This window comes from Tamilnaduibacter salinus (assembly GCF_003096655.1).
GTDB classification, from domain to species: domain Bacteria; phylum Pseudomonadota; class Gammaproteobacteria; order Pseudomonadales; family Oleiphilaceae; genus Tamilnaduibacter; species Tamilnaduibacter salinus.
This window is the reverse complement of the sequence record NZ_QEKQ01000017.1, coordinates 1-2991: the sequence shown is the minus strand read 5'-3', so window position 1 is coordinate 2991 and position 2991 is coordinate 1. Positions and strand designations below refer to the sequence as shown.

4 protein-coding genes are annotated in these 2991 nt (G+C 53.5%); 1 reads left to right on the top strand and 3 read right to left on the bottom strand.

What is annotated here, in order from left to right; genetic code table 11:
- Window positions 1–136 precede the first annotated feature (136 nt).
- A complete protein-coding gene (locus tag C8D92_RS16055) occupies window positions 137–400 on the top strand; it encodes a YaaC family protein (RefSeq protein ID WP_423837085.1) in 264 nt (87 codons plus the stop codon).
- A 639-nt stretch (window positions 401–1039) separates the two neighbouring features.
- On the opposite strand, the gene C8D92_RS15515 is transcribed toward C8D92_RS16055, so the two are convergent.
- From C8D92_RS15515 to C8D92_RS15505, 3 genes are all read right to left on the bottom strand, one after another.
- Complete coding sequence (locus C8D92_RS15515) at window positions 1040–1231, bottom strand: hypothetical protein (protein WP_116919941.1); 192 nt, start codon at window positions 1229–1231, stop codon at window positions 1040–1042.
- Window positions 1232–1313: 82 nt separating this feature from the next.
- The gene (locus tag C8D92_RS15510) at window positions 1314–1685 is read right to left on the bottom strand and encodes a hypothetical protein (RefSeq protein ID WP_116919940.1); all 372 of its coding nucleotides are present in this window, start codon (window positions 1683–1685) and stop codon (window positions 1314–1316) included.
- Window positions 1686–1689: 4 nt separating this feature from the next.
- On the bottom strand, window positions 1690–2991 hold a 1302-nt coding region (locus tag C8D92_RS15505; protein ID WP_243402479.1), incomplete at its 5' end, for a hypothetical protein.

Here is a 2991-nt window from a genome sequence, read left to right as displayed (position 1 = left end):
TTCGGCAAAGCTGATCTGGCTCATGGGGTAGCGACCTTCCCGGTTGGTGACTCTGGTGCTATTGTCGCAAATCCAAGGGCTTTTTCAGAGGTTCCTTAGCCCAATCAAAAATGAAATTTGGTCCGCTGTTCTGAGGATGCCCCCCTACCGAAAGAATTACGTCTATTTATCACCGGACATTGAGCAAGCGCACAGATTGCCACAAATTTTGTCGATCTATGCATTTGTATATTATTTGGGCTCTGTTACTCGTTATCGCCCCTATTTTTTTGACGATCTACTTAATCGTCCAGACGCTGCTCATATAGAAGAGCTAATATCTAATGTGCCACAGCAATTTCTTTTTCTAATTGCGAGTGAGTTCGCCGGACGGGAGGTGGCCCATGCACCCATCGTATAACAATCGGCTGCACTGCGACCGATTTTCCGCCGCTTCGCGGCTCCAAACCGGGGCGTGAGCCGGGCGTTATATTTTCTAGGAAGAGATCATGGGCATTTTCAGCCTCTAGAGAGGTCAGAAAGTCGGCAAACTAGTGGAGGTTGAGGCCCTACGAAAAGGACCGCTCAAACAGCGAATCGATGTAGTGAGATTGGCTCTCGAAAATGGAGAGAAAGGCGTAGGTTTAAAGGTCGTTGCCAAGAGCTTGCTTTCCTATCAAGCCCTTCCAGTCTCGCTGAACAAGGAGCAGGCCAGAGAACTCGCCCATCAGATACTTCAGGCTGTTGGTGATGACCAAATATAACCAGTCATTCCAGTTCGTTACGGCCCTGACGGGCCTCCACCGGACGGCCTTTTCTCCGCTTCGCTACGCAACGGCCGCCGCTGAATATTGGCGTTAGAAGGAAGGATATCAATCATGCATAAGCTTAAGTATACGATCGGATCAGTCCTTGCGTTGACTATGCTCGCACTGCCCTTCAGTGCTGTAGCGCAGAGCTAAGATGACCCGACAACTGATGGGATAAATGAAGGAAGCATCGGGTCCGGGTACGATGATCCAACCACGGATGCTATTAACGAGGGCGCCATTGGTTCGGGCTATGATGATCCGACAACTGACGGCGTTAATGAAGGGAACTGGTAACTCCCGGCGTTTCGCAGCCCCTGGAACGTGACGAGAATAATCAGCGCATTCTTGAACACATTGTCGTTGAACGCCCCCAGAAACTGGGTGGCAAAGAACGGGCCAAAGCGGCGCTGGCGGAGAAGTTGACCGGGCCCCTGGTGCATGAATTTTCCTGATTGGGTGACCGTAGTTGGAAGCGGGGTGTAGAGGATTAATTGTCAGCACTTCTCTCAGAGTCGAGAACCTTTATGCGATAAAAAAACTTGCACAGATTAAGAGTCCGCCAAACACAAAGAGACCGAGAGTCGGGCAGAAGCCCCACAGGAACAAATGAAGGGGAATTTTCATGTTGAGGTTCCCAAAGTTACCGGCAGCTCGACGGAAATGACCAGGAATATAGCGCATCCATAAGAAACAGAAGATGTGGGTTGCCCGCATAAGCCTCCCTATGGGGTCCCCTCCCCATATATTTCGCCCCGACGATGAAATAAGGGTGGCTGCTGAGATGATCTTTTCAATCTCTTTAATCTTTGGAAAGGCGACGGTGGTGATGATCAGAGAGCAGATCAACGAGCCGCCTATCCCCAAAACTCCTCCGTACAAAACAATCGTATTCATCAAGCTATTCCGTGTAGGTCTTTTCGTATATTGCCTCGCCAGAGAACTCTCCGACAGCACCGCCAGCGGTTCCACCGACCGCAGACCCTGTTCCGCCGAGGATGATAGCGCACGCGACTCCACCGACTCCGGCAGTGGTGATCCCGACAGCGAAGCAAGTAGCCCCGCCTACTGCCGCCCCCAAGGCTCCACCAGCGGTGCTGCCGGCTACGCGTCCTCGCTCCGTGTACTTAATCTTCGAACATTCCCGTGCGGAGCCTGATGTGCATACTTCTTTGATTCGCATTTCAGCCAACGCGACGTCGAGAGCAATTGCGACGTAGCCACCAGCTTTCGCATATTTCGCTCCGGCGGTGAGCCTATCGTAGTGGGTGGCGTAGCCAGGTATTCCTCCAACTCCGGAATGTTTCCAGTGGTGAACAATGCTTTTGGTGGAAAGGCCAAGCGATTTTTTGAGTTTGGGATTGTCATCCAACGCGAGGCCCTTCCGGGCGACCTTACCAAGAGAAAAGTCGAGTTTCCTGAAAATTGCTTTGCGCTTATCGAAGAACTCTTGGCTGTTGAGGTGGCCGTGTTTTCGGTAGCTCTCCTGATGTAGAGCTTCCAGTTCCCGAAGATTGGCTTCGATGCCCTGGACTTGTTTGGAGATCATGACCGCGCCTGCCCCCAAACCGGTTTGGGTGGTCGAGGTCAGTGTTTCGAGCAGATCGTAATGATCCGTGATGAACTGCGCCTCTTTCTCGTCCAGAGAGCGGACCTGCTGATTCACCTCTTTGGCAACGGCCATCAGGTCTGACTCTTTCTGGGTGCAGGCCTTTGCCTCGGGATCACCAAGCACGATCATTTCCCCGGGCAGTACTCGATTGCTGAGGTCCGGATTCAGACGGTCAAAGTGGTCCGGCTTCGCGGAGACGTCGCCATAGAGTATCTTGATCAGTTCAGTTTTGGTCATGGGCTGACGGACGACGTGAAAGCCGGGTTCAATCTCCGCTTCGGTTGCGTCTTCAGAATCCGAGTCGTTTGATGCTGTTCTGCCATGGCTATCCGGTGCCGATTGGAGCGCTGTGTTTGGCTCTGAGCCGTGATCATGAACAGTGCATTTCCCCTGTCCATCCTGATTGCATGCTGACGCACTGACCGCCCCGGTCGCGGCGGCCGCTTTGAGGCGGTCGATGGTGGCCGAGGGATCGCCTTCGGGTCGCTGGTCTGTTGTGGCGAGGGCCTCGGGCTCGACCTTGCCGCCTTTGGCGGTGACGCCCTGTGGGCTCCCGGGGCTTTGCGCCGAGACGCCACTGCCGGAACCGGG